The organism is Staphylococcus simiae (genome assembly GCF_002902085.1).
In the GTDB taxonomy this organism is placed as follows: domain Bacteria; phylum Bacillota; class Bacilli; order Staphylococcales; family Staphylococcaceae; genus Staphylococcus; species Staphylococcus simiae.
Genome location: NZ_PPQR01000009.1, coordinates 1 through 26,249 on the forward strand (window position 1 = coordinate 1; position 26,249 = coordinate 26,249).

Here is a 26,249-nt window from a genome sequence, read left to right on the forward strand (position 1 = left end):
GAAATTATTGAGTTCGGTCCAGATAAACCAAATGATCCAAGTACTCCAGGTGAACCAGATGTACCAAGCAACCCAGACACACCAAATGATCCAGGTACCCCAGGTGAACCAGATGTACCAAGCAACCCAGACACACCAAATGATCCAAGTACTCCAGGTGAACCAGATGTACCAAGCAACCCAGACACACCAAATGATCCAAGTACTCCAGGTGAACCAGATGTACCAAGCAACCCAGATACACCAAATGATCCAGGTACTCCAGGTGAACCAAATGTACCAAGCAACCCAGACACACCAAATGATCCAGGTACTCCAAGTGAACCAGATGTACCAAGCAACCCAGACACACCAAATAATCCGGGTACTCCAGGTGAATCAGATGTACCAAGTAATCCAGATACACCAAACAACTCAGAAAATCATAAACAATCAGAATTACCTAATACAGGTAATGAATCATCACAAAACAGCACTTTATTTGGTAGTATTTTAGGATTGCTAGGAATAACATTCTTATCTAGAAGAAGAAAAAAAGAAGATAATTAAAATCTAATTTGATTCTATAATTAAAGGGTGGAAAGATATTTGTCTTTCTGCTCTTTTTTTAATCTATGGTTTGTTGTTTAAAGTATTAAATAATTTAATAATCTATTATTAAGTTCAATAATCTCTTAATATTACTATTCTTTTTAAGTTATCTATTATAAAAAGAATTATAATAAACTTAGCAGATTTAAATGGAATTTATTTATATATTTCTAAAATAAATAAGAAAAATCGAGATAATCACAATAAATGTGACTATCTCGATTTGTTTTTTAACTTATTACTTATTAAAAATTGAGTGATATAATTATTGATGTAAAATCATCAAATTGAAATTCCAGTATTAAGATATTTCTACACTCCAACATTTTTAACTTTACTCGTCTTTACTTACACCATCGTCACCGACAGTCATAATGATGTCATCGTCAGTCATTTTTTCTTCGAAGTCGTCTAGTAATTGACGTGCTTCTGCGATCGATTGTGTACTCATTAATTGATGACGTAGTTCACTTGCACTTCTAATGCCGCGTACATAAATTTTAAAGAATCTACGTAAGCTTTTGAATTGTCGTGATTCATCTTTACCATATTTTTCAAACAATGATAAATGTAATCTCAACAATCCTAATAATTCTTTGCTTGAATGTTCACGCGGTTCTTTTTCAAAAGCAAATGGATTATGGAAGATACCTCTACCAATCATCACACCATCAATACCAAATTTCGTTGCGAGTTCCATACCTGTTTGTCTATCAGGGATATCACCATTAATCGTCAATAAAGTGTTCGGTGCCACTTCATCACGCAACTGTTTAATGGCTTCAATCAGTTCCCAATGGGCATCAACTTTACTCATCTCTTTACGTGTACGAAGGTGAATCGATAAATTGGCAATATCTTGTTCGAAGACATGTCGTAACCAATCTTTCCATTCATCGATTTCATAATAACCTAGACGTGTTTTTACACTGACCGGTAGACCTCCCGCTTTAGCTGCTTGAATAATTTCAGCCGCTCTTTCAGGTCGTAAGATTAAACCTGAACCTTTACCTTTCTTAGCTACATTAGCTACAGGGCATCCCATATTTAAATCAATACCTTTAAAGCCCATCTCTGCCAATCCAACGCTCATTTCACGGAAGTGCTCGGGCTTATCTCCCCAAATATGCGCTACCATAGGCTGTTCGTCTTCACTAAAAGTTAAACGTCCACGAACGCTTTGAATGCCATCAGGGTGACAGAAACTTTCGGTATTTGTAAATTCAGTGAAAAAGACATCTGGTCTAGCTGCTTCACTGACAACGTGACGAAAGACGATATCTGTGACATCTTCCATTGGTGCCAAAATAAAAAATGGACGTGGTAATTCACTCCAAAAATTTTCTTTCATAGTATCTTTAAACCTCTTTTTTAGTAGTATCTCGAATTTTTATGCATGATGATATTACCACACAACGCGAACTTATACAAAAGGAAGTTACAGTGAGATTGGGGTTCTCCTCAACAATTCCATTTATAAAATGATTCATTGATTTGTTAGATAGGCATTTTCTAAAGAAATTTTGTTGAAAGATTATTTCTTTGTCATATTCTTTTTCATAGAAAGTATTAAGGGAATAGAACATTACTCATCAATATTTGATATATTTAACTTAACTAATTGTTAGATGATGACGATTACAAAAGGAGATGCCATATGGATGATAGAAAGAAACAAAATTTATCTTTATTAATGATTATTTTAGCCAGTGTATTTTTCATTGCAGGATTACTATCATACATTTTTAATATTACTAGTCCATTTGCTGATTTAACTAAAAATATAGGTATATTATTTTTCGGGTTATACTTCCTCATTAGAAAATGGAAATTCGCATACATCGTCATAGGATTTGCGATTATTGCAATTATTTTAAGTATAGTTAATATCATCATGAAATAGTGATTAGGTTATCCGATTGGTCATTTGAGATAGCTATTGATGTTTTGATGAACACGACAACATTGTAGGAAATCAATTGTAATGATGTTTTGTAAATGTTAGGCATATGAAGATTTACCCAGTTGTTAATATCATTTAAAATATATTAAAAAAATAATAGTATGCTGGTATAATATATTATGAGCAAGTTGGATAGATGGTGGCTAATCTCTTGAAAAAAGGGGTGATGCCTATGATGATAGAAGTTACTCCTGGAAAGGAGCATCATGACTGATTATGAAATGCTGATGGTTGTAATGACAATCATTGGCTTAGTATTGATTAGTCGCAGTAGTCATAAAAAATAACCATCTCTGACTTTGGTAAGATAGATGGTTATTTAATCAAATATCACATAAGCCACCGTCTTTTTAACGGGCTCAGGGGCAACGTGTTGAAGCACGTTGCCTTATTTATTTATATGATAGCATGAGCATAAAGACTTGTCTATGTAATAGAGGATTCTGAAGGTGAAAAGCACATATAACAAAGTTAACTGTAAGCGTATTTTATATTAGATGCGAGTAAGAAGTTTTGACGATATATCAAAAAATAAATTAAAAAAATCATAATATTTTGATATAATATATTATGAGCAAGTTGGATAGATGGTGGCTAATCTCTTAACAAAGGGGTGATGCCTATGATGATAGAAGTTACTCCTGGAAAGGAGAAGCATGTCTGATTACGAAATGTTGATGGTTGTAATGACAATCATTGGCTTAGTACTTATCAGTAAAGAAAATCATAAAAAATAACCATTTCCAACTTTTGACGGAGTAGTGAAATGGTTAAAAACGAAAAGTCACCGTCTTTTTAACGGGCTCGGAGGCAACGTGTTGCTGCACGTTGCCTTATTTATTTATATAATAGCATGAGCATAAAAACTTGTCTATGAACTACATTAGCAAAAACTGTAGTTCATCCTGGAAAGGAGCAGCGTGTCTGATTACGAAATGCTGATGGTTGTAATGACAATCATCGGCTTAGTACTAATTAGTAAAGAAAGTCATAAAAAATAATCATCTCTAACTTTGGTAAGGTAGATGGTTATTTAATCAAATACCACATAAGCCACCGTCTTTTTAACGGGCTCAAGGGCAACGTGTTACTGCACGTTGGCTTATTTATATTTTATTATAAGTAAAATAGCTGCGTATTTCAATAATATAAAAACTATGTCATAAAATAACAGTGTTTTCATATATAGTGTTTGTGGTAATTAATTTTGAATATACAGATAGATATTGAATGTATTTTGAGAAATGGATGAATTTAGTAGCATGATTGTTAGTAACCTAGATCATATATCTGATTAAGATATTAAAAAGGAGTGTATACTATGGATAAGAATAAAGTATATACGATTCCCCGATTCTGTCTTATGATTTTAAGTTTCGTTTTCTTTATGGTTATTTTGTCTTTTTCTTCTACAATAGGATTTAAAAATAACATCTTAATTTCATTACCATTTCTATCTCTAATGCTTATCTATACTATTAATTTCATTAACTATAGGAAAAATAATAAGTAAGCATTGATACTATTTCAATCATAATAGCAATGTACAAGAAGCACAGAACATTAACAATGCTATTCTGTGTTCCTTTAATATGTAGTAGCATAGCCTCATATTCATTGTTATCTTGAATAAAAGTTTGCTCACTTTAGCAATATCAATCTTCCATCATATTTCTGCGTATTAAAAAGACACGTAGCATAACAATATCTACCATTCATGTTTCACAATGACGTAGTATAGCGTAATTTACAATATCGCGAATATCAAAATTGTACATCCTTAAACAATCAACCACCTCCATAACTAAATAGTCATTACTCCATCACTTGCTCAATTGTCTTCTACTTCCTTAAACCGTTCTGTCATCACCTACCAAATATGTTTCCACCACGCTAATTTGCCTTCACCTCGTCGCTCCTTCTAATTCTCCAATTTTTTACACTTTACCTCTCTGCTCCTTCTAATTTGCCGAGCTTTTCCTTTTCTCTAATCATTTCCACTTTTTCTTCACTTCATAAATCCTTTGTTATTCTCAAAATCTTTTCCTAACGTGCCTAATACAAAATTGATTCTCTATTTTCTAGGACTGATAAATAAAAAATAAATAAGTTAAAACGAAAATTAATTTGAAGCCGAGACTCCTGAGGTAGGGACCCAACACAGAAAAACTGGATAACCAGTTTTTTCATGCAATGCAGGTTGGGCATAGCGAGGCTTAAAAAAATAATTATGTATCAGTCCAATTTGAGAGAGAACTACAAAATTCTTTGTCACTAGCAATATTTATTCTGTGTTTATTTCATTATTATTTGATATAATAATTTTAATAAACATTACGCTATTAAATTTATTAAATATTAAATATTTACGCAAAACGATATGGAGTCACGTAGCACAGTAGATAAATAGAAAAAACTTTTCCTTCATGAACTTCACATCGAGCAGTCAATAGGGGGAGAAGATAAAGTTATGATTTATGCTGGTATATTAGCAGGTGGTATTGGTTCTCGAATGGGCAATGTCCCACTACCTAAACAATTTTTGGATCTAGATGGTAAACCCATACTGATACATACCATTGAAAAATTCATGTTAGTGAGTGATTTCGATAAAATTTTCATCGCCACACCACAAAAATGGGTATCCCATACGAAAGATATACTACGCAAACATCACATTCATGATGACAGAATTGAAGTAGTACAAGGAGGCACTGACCGTAATGAAACAATTATGAACATCATTCATGAAATTGAACATAGACAACCAATTACTGACGATGATGTGATTATTACGCATGATGCTGTTAGACCATTTTTAACGCATAGAATCATTAAAGAAAATATCGACAGTGTCTTGAAATATGGTGCAGTGGATACCGTCATCTCTGCGACGGATACTATCGTGACATCAACTGATGGTGAATGTGTACATACGATACCTGTTCGCAATGACATGTACCAAGGGCAAACACCACAGTCATTTAATATTAAGTTATTAAGAAATAGCTATAGCGCATTGTCTGCAGAACAGAAAGACATATTGACTGATGCGTGTAAGATTCTTATAGTGGCTGATCAACAAGTGAGATTAGTACGTGGTGAATTATATAACATTAAAATAACAACACCCTATGACTTAAAGGTGGCTAATTCCATCTTAAAAGGCGGGATGTTAAATGATTAATCAAGTCTATCAACTTGTCGCACCTAGACAATTCGAAGTCACTTACAATAATGAAACGATTAATAGTGACAAAGTTGTTGTTAGACCTCTTTATTTATCCATATGTGCGGCAGATCAACGTTACTATACAGGTCAACGACATGAAGATGTATTACGTCAAAAATTGCCAATGTCTTTAATTCATGAAGCAGTCGGAGAGGTCGTTTACGATAGTAACAATGTCTATAAAACAGGGACTAAAGTGATGATGGTACCTAACACACCAGTTGAGACTGATCCGATTATTGCTGAAAATTACTTGCCTACTAGTCACTTTAGATCTAGCGGGTTTGATGGCTTTATGCAGGATTATGTTTTTATGGCACATGATCGAGTGGTCGAAGTTGACCCTAGTATCACTGATTTAAGTACAATGTCATACACTGAATTGGTGACTGTCAGTTGGCATGCCATTCAACGTTTTGAGCGTAAAGCACATACGAATAGAACGCGTCTTGCGATATGGGGAGATGGCAATTTAGGTTATATTACGGCAGTGTTACTGAAAAAACGTTATCCGGATGCCTCTATTGCTATCTTTGGTAAGACGGATTATAAGTTGAGTCACTTTTCATTCGTTGATGATATTTATCATATCCATGACATACCACAAGGAGTGACGTTTGATCATGCTTTCGAATGTGTAGGGGGTAAAGGTAGTCAGGCAGCACTCAAACAAATCATTGATTTCATCACACCTGAGGGTACAGTGAGTCTACTCGGTGTTAGTGAATATCCAATTGAAGTGAATACTAGATTAGTCTTAGAAAAAGGATTAACGCTATTTGGTAGTAGTAGAAGCGGTGCTCAAGATTTTAAAGAAGTGATGGCTTTTTACGCTAAGTATCCAGATGTTGTGGAAAAGCTAGCTTTATTAAAAGGTAATGAATGTGATATTAGAACAATTAGTGATGCTATCAATGCATTTGAAACAGATTTATCAATGTCATGGGGGAAAACAGTATTAAAATGGACAATGTAGTACTTAACAATGTAAATAATAGTGAAGAAAATGTATTTATAGATAATATTTATTGGGAACGCGTCCAAATGTATATGACTGGGCGTTTAGGATTCAATATGAGTATTCAAGGCACTTTTCAACTTCAAAATGTCAATAATGAAGAAGTGATACCGATCAAACACGTTCGTATGAAAGGTAATGAATTTACATGTCGCTTTAATGTTTCGGCAGTGGATAGTAGCTATTTAGTGTCAGGAACATATCAGCTGTTATATACAACTAAAGAAGGTCAGTATCATGCGAAAGTAAGTCAAAAGTTATTAAAAGTAAATCAACAATTATTAACGTTATTCCAACAAAATGACTTAAATCAATTTAATCCTGATGATAATTACGTATTGCAACTGTTGACTAAAGTATTTAGAAAAAATGGTAATTCAACAAAGCATTGTTATATTGTAACACCACAAATTGACCCATATAACAATGATATGATGCTTAAAGTGACTTATACCAATTACAAATCTAAAGGGCGTTCTAAAAAAAGCAAGTTCTCATTAAACAAAACGCGACGTAGATGGTGGTTGAAAACGCGAGAAGGTATATTTAATGCAATCTTCAATACGTCTAAATTCATCCATACTAAGAAGACACACACGGTATTATTTTCTTCAGAATCACGTGCCAATTTATCGGGGAATTTCAAATTTATCTATGATGAAATGATGAGACAACATATCGATGATAAATATAAAATTCATCAAATTTATAAAGCTAATATTACTGATAGATATAAATTTACTGACAAATTCAAATTACCCTACTTATACGGGAAAGCAGATATCATTTTTGTTGATGATTTCCATCCTACATTAAATAAAGTTAAATTTAGACCGTCACAAGACATTATTCAAGTATGGCATGCTGTAGGTGCATTTAAGACGGTAGGCTATAGTCGTGCTGGTAAACAGGGTGGTCTTTTCTTCGGTTCAAAAGCACATCGAAATTATACGAAAGTGTATGTTTCTTCAAAATCTGTCATACCCATGTATGCTGAAGCATTTGGCATGGATGAAAGCCAAGTGATTGCTACAGGTGTACCACGTACAGATATCTTATTTGATGAATCTTATGCACAACAAATTAGAGATAAGATGTCACAAGAATTACCAATCATCAATGGTAAAAAGGTCGTACTATTTGCCCCAACTTTTAGGGGTAATGGCCATAAGTCAGCACATTATCCATTTGACAATATTGATTTTGATCGTTTAGTAACATATTGTCGCAATCATAATGCTGTCGTGTTGTTTAAAATGCATCCTTTTGTCAAAGAACGTGTACCTATTCCAACTGAATACCAAGCTTACTTCCAAGATATTGCCGATTATAGAGAAGTGAATGATTTATTATTTATTACTGATATTTTAATTACTGACTATTCATCTTTAATATATGAATTTGCTTGTTTTAAACGTCCAATGTTATTTTATGCCTTTGATTTAGAAGACTATATCGCCACGCGTGATTTTTATGAACCTTATGTATCGTTTGTTCCAGGTAAAATTGTACGTCAGTTTGATGATGTTATGCAGTCGTTGGAAGATAACGATTTTGATATAGAAAAAGTTAAGACATTTTTAGATAAAAATTTTGATTATCAAGATGGTCTAGCGAGTCAACGTTTAGTTAATGATGTCTTTAATTCACATACGACATAAATGACTTGTGCCTCATTACAATAAATTCAATAAACTTAAAAATTAAAATAACTGAATTTTCAAATAAATGATCTATTTAATAATATCAATGATTAAAGTATTGTTATGGTGTCGTATTAAACTTCAACTATAACTATTTCAAGATGATTGGAACATACGACATGTTCACTGTGAACAAATTAGAAAGGTAATGGGAAATATGAGGAATAGAAAATTGTGGATATTTAATGCCACGAATGAATTTGCTGGTAATCCTAAATGGTTATTTATTTACATCAATCAATGTCGCAAAGATATCGATGCATATTGGATGTGTAATGATATCAATATCGTTAACAAAGTTAGAAAGCTAGGATTCAAAGCTGAAACGTATCATTCTAACAAAGCTGAAAAGTTAAAAAGCGAAGCGGGTGTATTTGTCGTACATCAAGTTAAAGAACACATACCAGTTAAATTTAAGAATGAAGTGGTTATTCTGAATTTATGGCATGGTGTGGGTATTAAACCAATTGAACGTTTTGTTGACTCTCCAGGTATTAGACAACGTATTTATAAGAAATATATCAAATATAATGAAATTTATCGTAATAATCAATTATGTTTAGTAACATCTCCGTTAATGGAACGTCACTTCTGTAAGATGTTCAATTTGAGCGAGGATCAAGTTGTACGTTCAGGTTATCCAGCCAATATGTTTGATAAACAGATGTTCAGTTCATTCGATCATGACATTCGCAAGCACAAAGGATTGAATGCAGATACTAAAATTGCACTATATGCACCTACATTCAGAGACTATGACATGACTAACTTTTTTGGTCAAGCCATACCGAATATGCCAGAATTACTGACAACATTAAAGAAAAACAACATATTATTAATTATTAAAATGCATTACTTAGTCAAAAAGGATCTTAATTATCTTGCTTATAAAAAATTGTATGGCAACCATCCTAATATTCTATTCTGGGATAATGATAAAGATATTTATGAAATTTTTGATCAAATAGATATTGGAATTGTAGATTATTCCTCTATTTATTACGATTTGTTAGCTTCTGGTGTACAACATTTTATTCGTTATATTTATGATTACGATAAATATACTGCCAATCGAACATTAGTACATGATTATCAAGAAATGACTTCTGGGACCATAGCATCAAATTTTGATGACTTACTAGCAACGTTAAACCATATAGAGTCATTGCCATTGGATGAACAGAAGAATGAGACGATTTTACAGCAGTTTTGGCAATATGATTTAGACACTGACAATGGTTTTGACAAAATTATCGACACAACATTAAACTATCAAATTAAGACATTAAAGTTACCTAAATTATACAGTTTTGATATTTTCGATACGATTATTCAACGTAAGACTTTAAAGCCTGAAGGAATTTTCTTTTATATTAAAGATAAATTAATCACATTGAAGGCAGATTTACCAGCTTATGTTATTCACAATTATCCACGAGTCAGAAGCCAAGCTGAAAGTTATATGAGAGATTATTATAAAAAATCTGAATTTGTGCGTGATGATAAGCGACTAGAAATAAAGTTTCAAGATATTATCGATAGGATTCAGTCGGTATATGATTTAACGAGTGAGCAAGCACAACTCCTATATGATTTGGAAATCGAAGCAGAATTGAATAACGTTGAGGCTAAAGAAGATAAACTAGCACGTCTTTATGAGTTATTAGATAACAATCAAGATGCCATTTTAATCAGTGATATGTACTTACCTAAAGACGTCATCATTCAAATGTTAACTAAAGTAGATCCTAAGTTGGCAGAATTACCACTTTATGTATCTAGCGATAATGGCAATCAGAAATCAACGAGCTTATTATATTTAGATGTTTTTGAAGATTTGAACTACGATTATGCAGAATGGATTCACTATGGAGATAATAAACATGCCGATGTTAAGGTTCCTAAAAAGTTACATATCAAACCGAAACATCATAAATTAACAAAATTCAATGCCTATGAGAATGCGATTCTAAAGCGTAACAAACAGTACGATACATTTTTACTTACAACGCAACTAGCGAGATTTCGTGAAAAGGATCATGACGACTTAAACTATTATGTCTATGGCTATATTAGTAGTTATTTTGTGCCATATGTAAGTTGGTCCATTAAAAAGGCACTTAAAGAAAATATTCAAACGTTATACTTTATTTCAAGAGATGGCGAACTACTTAAGAAAATTGCTGATGCGATTATTGCTGCCAAAGGTTATGACATTCAAACTAAATATATTTATGGGTCACGTAAAGCATGGCGTATTCCATCATTTATTGATCATATCGATCAAGAATTCTTTTCAGTATTTGGAAATTTAGCAGGCTTAACTAACATTGATAGTGCTATCAAAGCACTACATATTAGTGAACAAGAGTTTGAACAAGTATTTCCACAATTACAACATCTTAAAAAGGTTGGTAAATTAACTAAAAATGATAGAGAACTCATTAGAATAACTGCACAACATAATAAAGCGTATCACAAATTATTACTTGATAAAGCGCGCCAAGAAAGAGACATTGTCAATGATTACTTACGTCAAGAAATTGATTTCAACGAGAAGTTTGCCTTCGTAGAATACTGGGGTAGAGGCTATACACAAGATTGTCTGGATCGGCTGTTAAATAACATTAGTGAGCAACCTATCGACACCATTTTCTTCTATGCAAGAAGTATTTATCCAACGATGGGTACAGCAATTAGATATAATTACACAAGTAAGATGACATCACTTATTTTTATCGAGTCCATCTTTGCGAATATACCATATCAAAGTATTCCAGGGTATCGTAGAAATAATGATGTAGTGGAACCAATCATTCAACCTAAAAATTATGACAAAGCCTTATATCAAGCTATGAACGATATCTTACCAGAGTTTATTACGTCATTTTATAGTAAACATTATATCAATGAAGATGAACTAGAACGAAACTTTTATGACTTTGGGGTAGATTATTTTAGAACGCAACCTGAAGATGACCGTATCGTGAAGTACTTTGCACCTTTAAAAGATGCAGTAGTATTATTTGAACCAGAAGTAGAGTACGCGCCAGCAATCAGTTACAAGATGGCATCGCAGAAGTTATTAGGAAAAAAAGTCCAACTTAAAACTAAAAACAAACGTATGTCATTAAAACGTTCACCACAAGGCATTCAATTAGCTTATAAATTATATACGAAATATGTTAAAAAACGACAAGGCAAAATAGTTAAACGACTCCGTAAACATAAAGTGATTACAAAGGTCAAAAAATTAATAAAATATGTTAAATAGCAAATAATAACAAATGTGATTAGAGAATTTGACGGTCTCTAATCGCATTTTTGAGTTGTTTAAAGTTAGTAGTATTGTATTGAAATAGTATGGTTCATTATGGAGAGCCCCTTAAGTTTAAATGACAAACGATTAGTGGTGCTATTCCCCTTTAGATAACTTTTCCGGTGGCAAATTATATTGATTAAATATTTCTAACATACGCTCTAGGAAACTATCGACATATGTTTGTGGTGCAAGAATTTGTGCACGTGGTGCTTTTTGATAGGCGATATAGTATGCATCTAATTTAGTACAGGCAATATAAAATATTAACCAGTCATCTTTATTATCTACATACTTAGCTTCGTCATCGTTTAATTGTCGATCATCTAACACAGCGTATAATTGCTTCAATTCATTTGCTATATCTTTATGCACTCTCACAGTTACAATTTCATTGGCTTCTGATTTCGTTTTAGAAAAGTTTTCATTCATTTCAACATCAATGATGTCACGTACTTTAACATCGAAGAATTTATCACCAGTTTCATAAGTTAACCAATAATCGTAATTCATATACATTAAAGAATGTGGTGTCGCAAAAACATATTTACCAGTACGTTTATGTTTAAAGCCAACCATGACACCCTTTGCTAACGCTGTTTGAAGTGTCATTAACTCATGTCCTGGGAAATTACAATCATTTGGATTCTTTCTAACAGAGAAATGATTTAATACACTATTCAATGTATTTTTATCTTCAGGTTTACTATCATCAATAAGCGCTTTAAATAAAGCATGGACATTTTGATGAAGCTTAGGTGTTAAACTTTTAATACTAATTAACAAACCTAATATCGCATAGCTATCTTTACTAAATGAACTGTTTATTAACTTATAAGTAGCATTATCATTTTTACCCACTAGTTGAATTTTTGTACTACTATTACGCCATGGCGATTCTGGATCTTTAAAAAATTGGTTAATCACATCAACATCTCGTCGCAACGTACGCGTCGTCACATCAGAGCGTTTTATTAATTCAGAACGGTTTATTTCTTTCCCACTAATCATAGAAAAGAAAAAATATAACAGCCTTTTCTCTTTCTCCATAACATTCACCTCAATATATACATTACATTTTAAAACGGACATATTTTGTCTCTTAAAAATCTTATATTAAAAATATGCAAATCACAGTCACTGTTAAATTAAGTGTAAACGACAAGTAAGACTGTATTTGTCCGTATTATAAAAAAGTGATAGGAGAGAATATAATGACTGGAGAATTATGGAGTAAGTTTGAGGACTTTTGGGATAAAGAGAAAATAGAAGATAAAGCAAAGCTATATCAAGACTTTTATGATGGTTCGAAGAAAAAGGATCAAGGGTTTACTTGGGTGAGTAGTAAAGATCAATTAAATAAGGAATCGAATGCAGCAAAGTGGGGCATACCTAACCATGTTTTAGGAGATGTTGATAACACAGAAGTGATCATAGGTTTATTTAATCCTGGAACACATATGGATACAGATGCTTCAGAAAGTTGTAATACAGTAAGAGAGTATATACAAGGAGAAGTGAATAAAGAAAAAGAAAATGCGAATCAAACTGGCGTCGACTTCGAATCTAAAGAAATATACGAAGGGAATAGTAGAGATGAAGAGACATTAAAAAAATTTTATTATGACCATATCTTGTCTGAAGAGAATGTCATTGCCCAAGAACTGAAGAAATTATATAAAATGTATGAAAATAACGAAGAAGATGTGAGAATTTATTTAGAAACAGGAAATTCTAAATCATTTAAATTAATTGCCTATTATTTAGGACAATACTATGGGCATTTATTTGATAATAATGATGGATATCCAGGATATGTTAGAGCAATGAAACACTATATCCCAATTTTTGAAAAAATGAATGAAGCCAAAAGACAAGGGCATAAAAATATTGATGAAAATTTTGAAAAGGCAGTGAATGAGATTAAAGTAGCTAATATCGAATTAGTCCCATATAGAACTTCAACAACAGGAGATATTGGATTTAGTAAATCGTGGAAAAGTAGTCGACTTAGCGCACAGGTGATTTTAAATAAGCTTGAAAACAACCCTGATACTATTGTTATTTTAAGAAGTAGAGCAAAATGGGAATCGCTATTCATAGAATTATGTGGTTCCAAAGAAGAATATTTTGAAAAGATAGAACCAAAACTATTTGAACTTGGAACAAGCGGTGCGATTTCGATAAAAAATGTGACTCCTGTTGTTGATAAAAAAGCTAAATTGAATTATGAGGAGTTATCAAAACAACATCAGGATAGAGTTGACGAAGCGATTGATAAGATTAAAAAATTAATTAGTTTAGAAAGTTTTGAAAATGACTTAGATGATATGCTTAAAGAGCACCATAAATAGCATCACTTAAATCATTATATTAAACGCCATTGACTGCAGTCGATGGCGTTTTAACATGCTCTTTTCTAACATATAAATAATTAATTAGACTTTTCATTTTTAAATGAGAGGTAATATAAGCTGAATTCTAAATCTTTTTGTAAATGATTTTCTAATAATTGTTTCGCTTTATCTACTTTTCGTTCATATAAAGCTTCAACAATTTCTACATGTTCTTCTATGAGTCCAGACCGACGTTTGTTAATCACTGTTTTACTAAATAGATAAATAAAACTTTTCAATTTTTGATAACTTTCTAATATAAATGGGTTATTGGAAGCATTGATAATTTTTTGGTGGAAATTATCGTTCATTTCTAGGATAGCTTCTTCACTTTCGACATTTATATCTATGTTGGTATAACTTTTTAGTTCTAATAAATCATCTTCAGTATATATAATACCTGCTTTTTCAAGTGCATAAGTTTCTAATAAAATGCGCATTTCAAATAAATTTCTATATTCTTCAGTTGTCGGAATAAATATATAAGAGTCTTTAATGAAATATTCAAGCTCTAACTGTTTAATTACCTCTCTTACAGGTGTTCTACTAACATCATATTTTTTTGCTAATTTTGTTTCAGTTATTTTTTCTGATGATTTCAATTCTCCGGAAATAATATCATTCCGTACTTTTTGGTAAAGTGTTAAATCCTCGTTACTATGCATATTTTCACCTCATATCATTATTTTACTACAAACAAATCAACTAAAAAATGTATACATTTTAACAATTTTAGTATACAATATTAGAAAACGCTTACACAGGAGGTTGCAAATATGAATATTGGATTTATTGGATTAGGAATTATGGGTAAACCGATGGTTAAAAATTTATTGAAATCTAATAATTTAGTTTTGGTAAATGATGTTAATAAAGAAGCTGAACAAGAGATGGTAAATGCAGGTGCAAAAGCAGTTACCTTAGAAAATATGGCAAAGCAAGCCGACCATTTAATTTTATCTTTACCTAATGGAGCAATAGTTAAATCCGTTTTATATAGTGGAGAAAACGCAATAATGCAACAAGAAACAATTAATATTAAAAGTGTTATTGATACAAGCTCTTTAACACCGAATGAATCTTTAGAAATTGCTAAAGTACTTGAAGAAAAATCTATTAACTATATTGATGCGCCTGTGAGTGGCGGAGAACCATTAGCAATTTCTGGTGAATTATCAATCATGGTTGGATGTAAGGAAGAAGACTTAAAAGTTATTAAAAAGGTTTGTGAACCTATTGCGAAATCAGTTATAAGGGTTGGTGATGTTGGTGCAGGGAGTGTTGTGAAATTAGCTAATCAAATTATTGTTAATACAAATATTGCAGCACTATCAGAAGCAGTTGTACTTGCTAAAACATTTAATATTGAGCTATCTGAAATGTTTGAAGCAATTAAAGGAGGTTTAGCAGGATCTGCTGTTATGGAGGCGAAATTTCCTAAAATGATAGCTGAAGATTATGAAGCCGGGGGAACATTAAACATTAATTTGAAAGATATGAAAAATATTACATCCACAGCTGACACAGTTGGATTAACATTACCAATATCTAATCAAGTGAAAGAAATTTATAAATCAGAAGTTGCACAAGGAAATGGTTTAAATGACCATTCAGGTATTATTAAATATTTCGAAAGAATAAATAATATGTAGGTGAAAAAATGTTAAATGAACAATTAATCAATGAAAAAAAGCAGGATAAAATAAATAAAAATTTAAAAAATCTTAATTATAAGGTTATTGTTTTGGATGATGATCCAACTGGTACACAAACAGTTAAAGATTTACCAGTCTACACAGATTGGACAGAAGAATTATTAATGGATGGTTTTGAACAATCCAATAATATGTTTTATATTTTGACGAATTCTCGGGCTCTAAATGAACAAGAAACTACCATTTTACATCAAGAAATAAGTGAAAAAATTGAAAAGGTAGCAAAAAAATTAAATACTCGATATTTGATTATAAGTAGGGGCGATTCAACTCTTAGAGGACACTTTTATTTAGAGCCTAAAGTGTTAAATGATGCTTCAAATACTGGGTTTGACGCTATATTTTATTTACCGGAATTTTTTGAAGGTGAACGATACACATATAATGGTGTCCATTATTTAAAAGAAGGAGAAAATTATATTCCTGTATCACAAAGTGAATTTTCAAAAGATACTACGTTCGGTTTTAAATCTGAAACAATGGCAGATTTTATTAGTGAAAAAAGTAATGGTGTCTTAGATTCTAACGATGTTTATCACATTTCATTACAGAATATCAGACAAAGAGAACATGATGAAATCTTTAAAATCTTTGATGACTTAAATAATTTGGATGCTGTAGTTGTAGATGCACTCAACGATGAAGATATGGATTATTTCGTAGCCTGCTTAACAGAATATTTAGCTACAAAAGACAAAAAATTTATCTTTAGAACAGCAGCATCTTTTGTTAAAGCGATATGTGAAACACCAGGAGAAATTATTAATTTAAAACAATATAAACAGAGTAATCATGGGGGAGTCATTATTGTTGGATCACATGTTAAGAAGTCTACTGATCAACTTAAGCATTTATTAAATAATACTAATATCAAATCACTTGAATTTGATGTTAAACAAGTTACTAAAGATACATTGGGAGACTATATCAATGAAAAAGCAAACGAAGTTGAGAATATAATTTTAAGTGGTAAAGATGTAGTTATCTATACATCCCGAGATGTAATAAAAACAGAAGATTTGAATAATAATTTGAGCATATCTACAAATATTTCAAATAGTCTAGTAGCAATTATAAGTAAACTAAAGATACAGCCTAATTTTATTATTGCTAAAGGTGGAATTACATCAAGTGATGTGGCAACAAAGGGATTAAATATTAAAAAAGCACAAGTAATAGGTCAAATTACAAAAGGGGTTCCAGTTTGGTTGACTGGTGAGGAAGCGAAATATAAAAAAATGCCGTATGTAATTTTCCCAGGGAATGTTGGAGAAGTTGATACTTTATCAGAAGTATATCAATTGAATAGTTAATAAACAGGGGTGATGAGGAATGTTTGAAACAATTTGGCCTCTTATAGCTGTAGTTATAGGAGTTTTAATTTTACTTGCTTTAATTATGTGGTTTAAGTTAAATACATTTATTTCATTAATTATTACTTCAATGATTACTGGAATGATGTTAGGTATTCCAATTGATAAAATCGTTGAAACGATTCAAAAAGGTATGGGAGATACCTTAGGAAGTATTGCAATCATTTTTGGACTAGGGTCCATTTTAGGTAAATTGCTGTCAGAAGGTGGCGGTGCTACTAGAATTGCAGATAAGTTAATTAATACATTTGGTGCTAAATATGTAGCATGGGCTATGATTATTGCATCATTTATTATTGGTATTTCATTATTTTTAGAAGTTGCATTTGTGTTATTAGTACCACTTGTTTTCACATTAGCAAAAAGAATGAATATTTCAAATCTTAAAGTAGGTTTACCAATGGCTGCAGCTATAGCAGTCACACATGGTTTTTTACCTCCTCATCCGGGGCCAGTTGCTATATCACAAGCTCTGAATGCTAATATTGGTCACGTATTAATGTATGGAGTTATTATTGGTTTACCATTAGCTATAATTGTAGGAATATTGTTTCCGAAAATTTCATATAAACTTACTCCGTCAGCTTTTTCTAAAGAAGGAAATCAAGAAAGTATAGCTGAAGTACATAATATTGAAGAAAAAAGTTTACCAGGCTTTTCAATTAGTTTATTAACGGCTCTGAGTCCAGTTATTTTGATGTTATTTGCAACAATCGTACAATTAATAACTGGACATGAAAATGGTAAAGCTTCTGGTATCGAAGGCTTTATTTATTTTATAGGTTCATCAACAACAGCAATGGTTATGGCTGTATTAATTGCGATTTATACTATGGGAATCAGAAGAAATCAATCGATGAATACAATAATGGAAACTGTAACAGAAGCAATTACTCCAATTGCTATGCTATTACTTATCATCGGTGGTGGCGGTGTATTTAAGCAAGTACTTATAAATGGTGGAGTAGGAGATACCATTTCTAAGCTATTTCATGGATCAGATATGTCGCCAATCTTTTTAGCATGGCTGGCTGCTGCATTATTAAGACTAGCATTAGGGTCAACGACGGTATCTGCTTTATCATCAGTAGGTATTGTATTACCGCTTATACAATCTGTTGATGTTAATATATCTCTTGTAGTTTTAGCTATAGGTGCTGGTAGTATTTTTTGTTCGCATGTTAATGATGCAGGATTTTGGATGTTTAAAGAGTATTTTGGCTTAACAATAAAAGAAACATTCTTAACTTGGACATTATTAGAATCTGTCTTATCGGTATTAGGTTTAGGCTTTATCTTATTAGTTAATGTAATAATTTGATAAAGATAATTTTAGTGAACTAGTTGCATAATTTTAAAACATAAAGTAAATAAAGTGTTATTTAGCCATCTACTAGCACGTTAGTAGGTGGTGTTTTGTATTATGGAAAAGTTGAATTCTTTAGATAATGCAACTAATTTTAAAAATAATAAGAATATTGCATATATATTTTTAATTTATATAGAAAGTTGATTGAAAATAAATTAAAATTGTTTTGTAAGATAAAATTGAATATGAGGAGAACAACTGGATGAATTGTTTAAATTGTGGGGGACATGTAGATAGTACAGATAAATTTTGTCAACATTGTGGTCATAATTTAATAAATGACAAAAATAATGGTGATAATATAACAACTGAGAAAATTGAGGAACATCATTGTCCAAATTGTCATGTCGTCGTTGCATCGAATGATAAATTTTGTAATAACTGTGGATATCATCTAACACATGCTTTTAATGATAAAAACTTTAATCATAGTGATGAACAAGTTGAAAGTCATATAGCAGATAATACAAATTTGGCTCAAGAAGCTAAAAATTTATTCCATCACACTACGAAATCAATCGGTAAACTCGCTGGGAATGAAGAAGCGCTAAAGCTTAACTTGAGAGATATGTTTTCAGAAGTGTTTAAAAGGCATTCCAAAGATGAAGCGGATGACATTTTTATAGCTGGAACAAGGAGTACCACGCCGCATATTAATAACGTGTCTAAAGAATGGGGCAAGCCTTGGGTATTTTCACGCGTCTTTGTTGCCTTAGCAATCACTTTTATTGGTTTATGGGTGTTATTTAATACGTTTGGTAATCTTAATGCACTGCCTGGCATGATATTTATAGGAGCGTTAGTTGTACCAATTTCAGGGTTGATATTCTTTTTTGAATCAAATGCCTTTCGAAATATTAGTTTCTTCGAAGTGTTAAAAATGTTCTTTATTGGTGGTGTATTTTCATTATTAACTACGATTATTTTATATCAATTTGTGTCGTTTAGTTATGAATATCAGATTTTTGGTATTATGACGGTGGCAGATGCCTTTCTTGTAGGTTTAATTGAAGAGGTTGGAAAAGCTATCATTGTTATTATTTTTATTAACTATTTACATACGAATAAAATTTTGAATGGTTTACTTATTGGTGCTGCGATTGGAGCTGGATTTGCAGTATTTGAAACAGCTGGATACATAATGAATGCAGAATCAGTAGATGTGCAATTAATGAATGAAACGATTGTGTTAAGAGCTTGGTCAGCCTTAGGTGGTCATATTGTCTGGGCAGCTATGGTTGGTGCAGCAGCTGTGATTGCCAAAGGAACATATCAATTCAAATGGGAAAACATTATAGATAAACGTTTTTTATTCTTCTTTTTCTTTGCCGTAGTGTTACACGGTATATGGGACACAGATTTTACTATACTAGGAAGCTTGTATTTAAAAATAATTATTTTAATAGTTATCGCGTGGGTTATTATTTTTATATTAATGAGAGCAGGATTGACTCAAGTAAATAAATTACAGCAACAATATATAGAAGAGAGAGAGGAGCTATAAATATGAAGTATTGTCCTAATTGTGGTCATGAAATAGAAGGGCATCAAACATTTTGTAATAACTGTGGTCATAAATTGACTGCTAGTGAGCAGAATCAAACTCAAAGTAATACCAATGAAAGCCGTCAAAGTAGACCGACGCCGGTTCAAAGACCGAATCCGCAAAGATATCAAAGTCCATATTATCCTCCACAAAAAGATGGTATGTCGACATTTTTAAAAGTAATATTGATTATCATTTCACTAGTTGTCTTAGCTTTACTGTTATTTGGTGCGTATTATGCATATAAGACATTTATCGCTAATAATAACGAACCAGTAACGTCTCAAGATCAAAATAATGGTTCAAATCATAGTCATCCTACTGGGAGCTCTTCATCACATCATACCAATACAGCAAGAGGTCCTGAAATTAGTATATACAGCGATTCATTTGATAAAGAATTTATGAAATCTTCATCTAAGGATGGATATGATGGTGTATATGAAGGTATGACTAGAGCCGAAGTTGAAAATAAATATGGTCGACCAAGTGGTGATGTTTATGTATCTGGAGATAGATATGATAAGTATGGAGACTTAGGCGTATTATATAGAGATGGTCAAGTTAGAGACGTTGTTGTTGCACCAACTAACGTTTCAGAAAATGACTACGTAGATCATTATGGTGAACCAGATGATAGACGTCATAACTTATTAATTTATGATGCTTATAAACATAATGACTTTAGTGTAGTAGTAAATATTGATGATGATGGTATGGTTACATCTATTGAAAATATTGACCAGCTACCAGAAGACTAAAATAATTTAAAGACGACACCTTGTTATTATTTTCGATAGCAGGGTGTTGTTGTTTCTACAACAATTATAAGATGAGTAACACGTAGTCAGAACAAAATGTTTCTTTTTCAAGTGCACATTTGACACAAGCTAGCGTAATCGCACAAAATAAGGTAAAATTTAACACTTCATATTCATGCGTGTAAAATATTTTAAGTGATTGAAGGAGACATCAATGAAAAAGTTTAAAACGAATAAGTTAAGTGAGCAATTTTCCAATTTATTATTATTAGCAGTTAACATTTGTATCGGTGCGATAGCTGTTACTTTAGTCATATTTTTATTTACCGAAGTCTTTGGTTTCTTTGAAAATTTATTCCTCAAAAATAGTGACTTAAAATATAATCAAATTATTGAAGATTTACTTGTATCATTCATGTATATCGAATTTATCTTACTAATTGTTCAATATTTCAAACGCAACTATCATTTCTCTTTATAATATTTTATATATCTAGGAATTACGGCAATTGTTAGAATTATTATTGTCGAACATAGCGATGCTGTAAACACAATATTATTATTAGTAGGTATCTTTATTTTAACAATTTCGTTATATTGTCTGAAGAAATTCACTATAGACTAGAAGCGCTGAATAGATGCATATCGGTTCACGAGGTCACACTAGCAAACATAACAAGATTAAAGTTGTGAAAGTCATAAGTGAGGTAATGGGTTTATGAATAAAATAAAAATACTTACCCTAACAAGCTTCGTAATGTATATAATACTTATTATATATACACTTGTGCTTAATAAACGTTTACCCCAAAATGTTCCTATACATTATGATGTTACAGGTAGTGCTGATAATTACAGTCATAAATTGATATTATTGGTAATTACTGTGTTAATGCTTATTATATGGCTTATCTTATATTTAAGCACACGATTTTATGAAAATATGGTTGAATTTATGCAATATGATTATTCAAAGAATGAAATATATAGAACTAAATTAGTGTTATGTATTTTAAATTTAGAAATTAGTGTTTATATTATGGTGCAAGGTGTTAATCAACTCACAGAAATGGTTTATCAATATTATATCAATCAATTTATTATCAATAGTTTAAGTATAGTAATTGTTGTTATGACATTAATAATCGTTTGTATTAAAGAAATTAAGCATCGAAAAAAATGATGATGCTAACTTGAATAAAAACGCGACTATAGTGTATGCCCCAAATCTAATGGGAGAAAGTTACTTTTCTATATTAGATTTGAGGCATTAATTATTTTACTGTTTACAGCTAGTTGTCATGTACGATTTCCATTCTTAGCTTACTTGTGCTTACTAGCATGTTAAATGTAACTACAATAAATGATGGTCTTTTAATAATGTTTCAATATATGTGCCTTTGATTTTTTTCAAGAATCCTGATAATGCAAGTTTTTGAATAGGATTATGTTCTGTAATCTCCTGTAAGTCTTGACGATCATTAAGTTGGTAAACGGCATCCATTAAGACACGAATATCAAATGGTGTACCTACCACTTCTGGAACGCCACGATCAATATTTAGTAATTGATAGACAGCTTCCATGGCCGTACGTACAGAGTATTCAGTAGTAAAGACCGTATCGCGTTCAGTTTCCGCAAAATTACCTATAAATGCTAAATTACAAGATTGATGAGGAACAACTATCTTATTGGATACCATTTAGTAAAAGCACACCTTAACAGCACGTCATTATTGACTTTGACATCGTATATAAATTTGTCGGTTCAACGAAAAATTATTAATTAAATGATTCATTTATTAAAATAAAATGATATTATATTTGTTGTGGTCTTAAGATATGTATTTTATGTGACATTTTTCACAAAATTGAATTGACGGATGATTGTAGGCGTGTTACATTTATTTTGTGAAATAAATCACAATCAAATGATGTTTATTATTTAATTTAATATATTTTATTAAAGAGAGAAGGAGTCATTTATGTTATTACTTAGCGTCAACCCGTTTGACAATATTGGGTTATCAGCACTAGTTGCAGCAGTGCCGATTATTTTATTCTTATTATGTTTAACTATTTTTAAAATGAAAGGTATCTATGCAGCGTTAACAACATTAGTTGTAACATTACTTGTTGCTTTACCAGTATTTAAATTAGCTATACCAGTATCAGCTGGCGCAATTACTGAAGGTGTTGTAGCAGGTATATTCCCTATAGGTTATATCGTCTTGATGGCAGTTTGGTTATATAAAGTTTCTATTAAGACTGGTCAATTTAATATCATTCAAGATAGTATTGCCAGCATTTCACAAGACCAACGTATTCAATTACTATTGATAGGTTTTTGTTTTAACGCATTTTTAGAAGGTGCAGCAGGATTTGGTGTACCAATTGCTATTTGTGCAGTATTACTTATTCAATTAGGTTTTGAACCATTAAAAGCTGCCATGCTATGTTTAATTGCTAATGGCGCAGCAGGTGCGTTTGGTGCTATTGGTTTACCAGTTAGTATTATTGATACGTTCAACTTGGGTGGCGGTGTCAATGCATTGAGTGTATCAACATTCTCAGCATTAACATTACCAATTTTAAATTTCATCATTCCATTCGTCTTAGTATATATTATAGATGGTTTTAAAGGTATTAAAGAAATCTTACCAATTATTTTAACGGTAAGTACAACTTATGCTGGTTTACAATTATTGTTAACTGTATTCCAAGGACCAGAATTAGCAGATATTATTCCTCCATTAGCTACAATGGTTGTTTTAGCAGTTGTATGTCGTAGATATAAACCAAAACATATTTTCAGATTACAAGATAATCAAAAAGACATTCAAAAACGTACAATTAAAGAAATTATTTATGCGTGGAGTCCATTTGTTATTTTAACTGTTATCGTATTATTCTGGAGTGCACCATTTTTCAAAAAATTATTCATGCCTGGTGGTGCTTTAGAAAAATTAGTATTAACAATACCATTGCCACAAACTGTTAGTGCCTTGTCACCAAAAGGTATTGTCTTACGACTTGATATTATCGGTGCGACAGGTACAGCAATTTTACTAACTGTGATCTTAACGATGATTATTACGAAGATAAATCTTAAAGCAGCAGGTGCATTATTTGTAGAAGCATTTAAAGAATTATGGATTCCAATCATTACTATTTCTGTTATTTTAGCAATTGCGAAAGTGATGACATATGGTGGTATGACTGTAGCAATGGGTCAAGGTATCGCGAAAGCCGGTTCAATATTCCCATTGTTCTCACCAGTACTTGGTTGGATTGGCGTATTTATGACAGGATCAGTAACAAACAACAATACATTGTTTGCACCAATTCAAACAACAGTAGCACAACAAATTTCAACAAGCGCACCATTATTAGTTGCAGCGAATACTGCCGGTGGTGTAGCAGCAAAACTAATTTCACCACAATCGATTGCAATTGCAACAGCAGCAGTTAAAAAAGTCGGTGAAGAATCAGCACTACTTAAAATGACACTTAAATACAGTATCGGCTTTGCTATCTTCATCTGTATTTGGACATACATCCTAACATTGATATTCTAGAATATAATATTTAGGAAAGTTAAGTTGTGAACACTATATAATAGAAGGTATGCGTTTGTAGTGAAACGTATGACTGTACAAATTAAAGAGACATCCCTTGTACCGTGAATGAAAATGGTACAAGGGATGTTTTTGTTAATAATCGTATAAAATTTATAGTTGAGAAAGTATTTAAATATTAAATGATTACTGAAAATAAATGTTTAATTACAGATTTATTACAGATAATTAGTTTGAAACTTCATCTCTTTTTTTCATTGTTTTGAAATACCATATAAAAATTGTGACATATATAACTATTGATATAGTGGCAAAAATTATTAAGCTTATATCCATAGTATTCCAAGCTTTACCAATTAGTATTCCAAGCATTTTTTCTACAGGATCAGAATCAACGGAAGAAAATAATTGGTTTTTAGATAATCCATCTGGAAACTCTCCAATTTTTTTAGAAGTTTCTGTTAAAAATTTAGATATTAGAGTTGCTGCCCATAGAAATAAAGGTAAAAGTATAGTTCCAATTATTGTCATTCTTATGACTTTTCCTTTAGTTATTAAAAGTAATGCAGGGGCTAAGATAGTTAACAAAATACCACCTAAAGGCAGGACTTTGTTACCAGGTAAAATCATGGCAATTAGCAATAAAATTGGAGCTAAAATATTTATTACTGCCCATAATTCTGCACTAGAAGCAAGTATAGGCCAATCAATACCAATGTATAATTTTCGACCTTTCAATCTAGTTTCCATTATGTTACTAATTTTTTTTGATAGAGGCTCGATTGCTGGTCCAAACCAACCACCAATAAAAGTAAATAATTCTAATACTACACCAGTAGTAAATGCTAAGGTAAGGATTTCTTTAATAGGTTGTTGTCCTAGTAATCCAATAAAAGTTCCAAGATAAATACCTATTGCGAATTTACTACCCCAAAAACCAATTTTTTCATTTAAAGTTTCAGCGTTGAAATCGAATTTATCTATAATTGGGATAAATTTATCGATTAATTTATCTAATATTAATACAAAAGGCGCAATTAAAAGAGAAGGGTGAGCAGTTGTAGTAACATTATCTTTATTATAATTCAAAATATAATTTATAGATGGTTTTAAAACATCAGAATTTTTTAAAGTTAATGAGTAAATGCCAATTACAAAAATGGATGTTAATACAATATTGTTACTATAATATTGCATTAAAAGTCCTAAAACTGAAATATTCCATATATTAAACAAATCTACATTTAAAGTTTTTGTTTTGTTTAAAAATAAAAGTGCTAAATTTGTCACAGAACAAATAAATGCAAAATATAGTGTGTATAAAGACCCCCAAGTTATAACAGCCAATGGAGCCCAACCTAAATCAGTGATACTTAAATCTACTCCAGAAGATTTAACAAATGAATTTAAAGCTGGACCTAAAGTATTAGTGAGTAAAGAAATAGCTGCAGTCATACCGGTTAATGCAATAGCCATTCTTATACCACTCTCAAGAGATTTAGAGACACTAACTCCAAATATTAAACATAGAAGTGTAATAACTACAAACATTATTCCAGGACCGCCTAGACCAATAAACCATTCAAAAACACTATTAATTAAATTTATCATATATACAACTCCTTTTTGCAATCGGTTACAAAAACGAGTTGTATATAGCTTAAATTAAAAATATTATTAATACAA

20 protein-coding genes and 3 pseudogenes are annotated in these 26,249 nt (G+C 31.5%); 18 read left to right on the forward strand and 5 right to left on the reverse strand.

Annotated features, from left to right (window positions below; genetic code table 11):
* Nucleotides 1-549, forward strand: a 549-nt coding sequence (locus tag CD113_RS01225; RefSeq protein WP_142380892.1) for an LPXTG cell wall anchor domain-containing protein, incomplete at its 5' end; no start/stop codon positions are given.
* A gap of 376 nt (nt 550-925) precedes the next feature.
* Here the strand turns inward: CD113_RS01225 and CD113_RS01230 are convergent.
* Nucleotides 926-1,942, reverse strand: coding sequence for a tRNA dihydrouridine synthase (locus tag CD113_RS01230; protein WP_002464146.1), 1,017 nt, complete (start codon nt 1,940-1,942; stop codon nt 926-928).
* A gap of 306 nt (nt 1,943-2,248) precedes the next feature.
* On the opposite strand from CD113_RS01230, the gene CD113_RS01235 reads away from it, so the two are divergent.
* The 8 genes from CD113_RS01235 to CD113_RS01270 all read left to right on the forward strand — a co-directional run bounded on the left by CD113_RS01235 (nt 2,249) and on the right by CD113_RS01270 (nt 11,781).
* Nucleotides 2,249-2,494 carry a hypothetical protein gene (locus CD113_RS01235; RefSeq protein ID WP_002464155.1) on the forward strand — a complete coding sequence of 82 codons (246 nt, stop codon included), beginning with the start codon at nt 2,249-2,251 and terminating at the stop codon, nt 2,492-2,494.
* 266 nt (nt 2,495-2,760) lie between these two features.
* Nucleotides 2,761-2,841 (forward strand): hypothetical protein, encoded by an 81-nt coding sequence (locus tag CD113_RS01240; RefSeq protein WP_088177481.1) that lies wholly within the window; start codon nt 2,761-2,763, stop codon nt 2,839-2,841.
* 369 nt (nt 2,842-3,210) lie between these two features.
* On the forward strand, nt 3,211-3,291 hold the full coding sequence (locus CD113_RS01245) for a hypothetical protein (protein WP_088177482.1): 81 nt from the start codon (nt 3,211-3,213) through the stop codon (nt 3,289-3,291).
* Nucleotides 3,292-3,456: 165 nt separating this feature from the next.
* Nucleotides 3,457-3,555, forward strand: coding sequence for a hypothetical protein (locus CD113_RS01250; protein ID WP_103262321.1), 99 nt, complete (start codon nt 3,457-3,459; stop codon nt 3,553-3,555).
* A gap of 1,469 nt (nt 3,556-5,024) precedes the next feature.
* Entirely contained in the window at nt 5,025-5,741 is a 717-nt protein-coding gene (locus tag CD113_RS01255) for a D-ribitol-5-phosphate cytidylyltransferase (protein WP_002464435.1), read from the forward strand.
* Nucleotides 5,734-6,762 carry a zinc-binding dehydrogenase gene (locus CD113_RS01260; protein ID WP_002464434.1) on the forward strand — a complete coding sequence of 343 codons (1,029 nt, stop codon included), beginning with the start codon at nt 5,734-5,736 and terminating at the stop codon, nt 6,760-6,762. The genes CD113_RS01255 and CD113_RS01260 overlap by 8 nt, the downstream gene beginning before the upstream one ends.
* Nucleotides 6,750-8,465, forward strand: a complete 1,716-nt coding sequence (locus CD113_RS01265; protein WP_002464433.1) for a CDP-glycerol glycerophosphotransferase family protein — start codon at nt 6,750-6,752, stop codon at nt 8,463-8,465. Before CD113_RS01260 ends, CD113_RS01265 begins: the two co-directional genes overlap by 13 nt.
* A 199-nt stretch (nt 8,466-8,664) precedes the next feature.
* Complete coding sequence (locus tag CD113_RS01270) at nt 8,665-11,781, forward strand: CDP-glycerol glycerophosphotransferase family protein (protein WP_040802153.1); 3,117 nt, start codon at nt 8,665-8,667, stop codon at nt 11,779-11,781.
* A 141-nt stretch (nt 11,782-11,922) separates the two neighbouring features.
* Here CD113_RS01270 and CD113_RS01275 read toward each other — a convergent pair whose 3' ends face one another.
* On the reverse strand, nt 11,923-12,876 hold the full coding sequence (locus tag CD113_RS01275) for a hypothetical protein (protein WP_040802151.1): 954 nt from the start codon (nt 12,874-12,876) through the stop codon (nt 11,923-11,925).
* Between the two features lie 164 nt (nt 12,877-13,040).
* Between CD113_RS01275 and CD113_RS01280 the strand changes: the two genes are divergently transcribed.
* Nucleotides 13,041-14,180: a hypothetical protein gene (locus CD113_RS01280; RefSeq protein ID WP_002464430.1), complete on the forward strand. Its 1,140-nt coding sequence runs from the start codon at nt 13,041-13,043 to the stop codon at nt 14,178-14,180.
* Nucleotides 14,181-14,260: 80 nt separating this feature from the next.
* Here the strand turns inward: CD113_RS01280 and CD113_RS01285 are convergent, their stop codons facing one another.
* A complete protein-coding gene (locus tag CD113_RS01285) occupies nt 14,261-14,887 on the reverse strand; it encodes a GntR family transcriptional regulator (protein WP_002464429.1) in 627 nt (208 codons plus the stop codon).
* A gap of 102 nt (nt 14,888-14,989) precedes the next feature.
* On the opposite strand from CD113_RS01285, the pseudogene CD113_RS12975 reads away from it, so the two are divergent.
* From CD113_RS12975 to CD113_RS01320, 7 genes and pseudogenes are all read left to right on the forward strand, one after another.
* A pseudogene (locus tag CD113_RS12975) lies at nt 14,990-15,874 on the forward strand (NAD(P)-binding domain-containing protein); the annotation flags it as partial.
* 8 nt (nt 15,875-15,882) lie between these two features.
* Nucleotides 15,883-17,250: a four-carbon acid sugar kinase family protein gene (locus CD113_RS01295; protein WP_002464427.1), complete on the forward strand. Its 1,368-nt coding sequence runs from the start codon at nt 15,883-15,885 to the stop codon at nt 17,248-17,250.
* 19 nt (nt 17,251-17,269) lie between these two features.
* Nucleotides 17,270-18,631 carry a gluconate:H+ symporter gene (locus CD113_RS01300; protein WP_002464426.1) on the forward strand — a complete coding sequence of 454 codons (1,362 nt, stop codon included), beginning with the start codon at nt 17,270-17,272 and terminating at the stop codon, nt 18,629-18,631.
* A gap of 250 nt (nt 18,632-18,881) precedes the next feature.
* Entirely contained in the window at nt 18,882-20,183 is a 1,302-nt protein-coding gene (locus CD113_RS01305; RefSeq protein WP_002464425.1) for a PrsW family glutamic-type intramembrane protease, read from the forward strand.
* A gap of 2 nt (nt 20,184-20,185) precedes the next feature.
* Nucleotides 20,186-20,986 carry a zinc-ribbon domain-containing protein gene (locus CD113_RS01310; RefSeq protein ID WP_002464424.1) on the forward strand — a complete coding sequence of 267 codons (801 nt, stop codon included), beginning with the start codon at nt 20,186-20,188 and terminating at the stop codon, nt 20,984-20,986.
* A gap of 214 nt (nt 20,987-21,200) precedes the next feature.
* Nucleotides 21,201-21,611 (forward strand): annotated as a pseudogene (locus tag CD113_RS12980) (phosphate-starvation-inducible protein PsiE).
* A 93-nt stretch (nt 21,612-21,704) separates the two neighbouring features.
* On the forward strand, nt 21,705-22,169 hold the full coding sequence (locus CD113_RS01320) for a DUF1648 domain-containing protein (protein WP_002464422.1): 465 nt from the start codon (nt 21,705-21,707) through the stop codon (nt 22,167-22,169).
* 171 nt (nt 22,170-22,340) lie between these two features.
* Here the strand turns inward: CD113_RS01320 and CD113_RS01325 are convergent.
* Nucleotides 22,341-22,673: pseudogene (locus CD113_RS01325) on the reverse strand (oleate hydratase); the annotation flags it as partial.
* 297 nt (nt 22,674-22,970) lie between these two features.
* Between CD113_RS01325 and CD113_RS01330 the strand changes: the two are divergent.
* Nucleotides 22,971-24,563, forward strand: coding sequence for an L-lactate permease (locus tag CD113_RS01330; protein ID WP_002464420.1), 1,593 nt, complete (start codon nt 22,971-22,973; stop codon nt 24,561-24,563).
* A 228-nt stretch (nt 24,564-24,791) separates the two neighbouring features.
* Here the strand turns inward: CD113_RS01330 and CD113_RS01335 are convergent, their stop codons facing one another.
* Nucleotides 24,792-26,174 (reverse strand): PTS transporter subunit IIC, encoded by a 1,383-nt coding sequence (locus CD113_RS01335; RefSeq protein WP_002464419.1) that lies wholly within the window; start codon nt 26,172-26,174, stop codon nt 24,792-24,794.
* Nucleotides 26,175-26,249: the final 75 nt, after the last annotated feature.